1 protein-coding gene is annotated in these 1,109 nt (G+C 61.7%); it reads right to left on the bottom strand.

The annotated features are described in order from the left end of the window. Nucleotides 1-555: reverse transcriptase N-terminal domain-containing protein (locus ACZ68L_RS46760; RefSeq protein WP_469591005.1), on the bottom strand; the 555-nt coding region annotated here is incomplete at its 3' end. Nucleotides 556-1,109 lie beyond the last annotated feature (554 nt).

The raw sequence follows: 1,109 nt of genomic DNA on the forward strand, positions 1-1,109 counted from the left end.
AGACCCCAACGTGTTGTAGATGGCCTCGATCGCATCATGGCAACCCCGACCAGGACGGAATCCGTATGACCTCGGCTCGAAGCGTGCTTCCCACTCGGGTTCTAATGCATTCTTCACCCGGGCTTGAAGTACGCGGTCGATGATCACAGGGATTCCGAGAGGTCGCTGCTTTCCGTTGGCCTTCGGGATGAACACGCGTTTGACCGGACGAGCCCTCCAGGGATTCTCAGACCGTTGGATTCTGGCCGCGAGGCGGCCTCGCTCCTTCGGTGTGAGCGCAGTTTCCCCATCGATGCCCGCGGTCTTGCGTCCCGCGCTCTGCTGCGTCACCCTCTTGACGCTGATCAGCGTGTTGGAGTGGCTTCGCAGCATGAGTTTCTGCAGGTTGCGAACCTTCTTCAGGTCGCCTTCCTGAGTCGCCTTGAAGATTCTTCGTCTCAGTCGCCGTACATGGTCCTCGCACGCGGCCCAGTCGATGCTGTGCCAGTCGATTCGCACGTCCTCCGGTCCGTTCGCACGGGAAGAACGGCGGAGCTCACTTTCCTGTCGAGCCATCAGTCCTTCCCTGCGTCCAACTTGCCCTTCGGTGCTGGTTTCTTCACCAGATCTCTTCAAAGGCTCACCTGGCCCACGTGGGCGCCCTTTCAGACCGGGTCGCTCGGACCCGTATCCGACGGGTTATACGGAGGCAGGTGCCGTCCGCTTTCCCCTGGCCTTTCAGCCTGTCGGCATTTGCTTCTTGGGCCATCCTGTTCCCGCCGGGGAATTGATCCTTCCTCACGGTCAGACAACCGGGAGTGATCCCGGACCCCGACGGGGTTTCCACGTTCCGCACTGACAAGATGCGACTGGGGTGGGCGCCTCCTCTACCCCGGGACCGGTGGTGTCCTGCCCTCGCCGGCGAGTCCACGAGGGTCACCTGGCGTTCTTCCACGCCGAGTCCTGAAGCTGCCGCTTGCATTACCATCGCGCAGCTTATGCAATCACGAGGCATAGCCGGAGATTCGCTTTCGCTCACCCGTCCAGTCTTCCCCTTTGCTTGTTGCCTCCCGATGGCCGGGACGCTCTTGAGCGTGATCGTCCAGCTTCACACCCCGCCGTTACCGGCG

It is taken from the genome of Streptomyces sp. NPDC104309 (assembly GCF_055584025.1).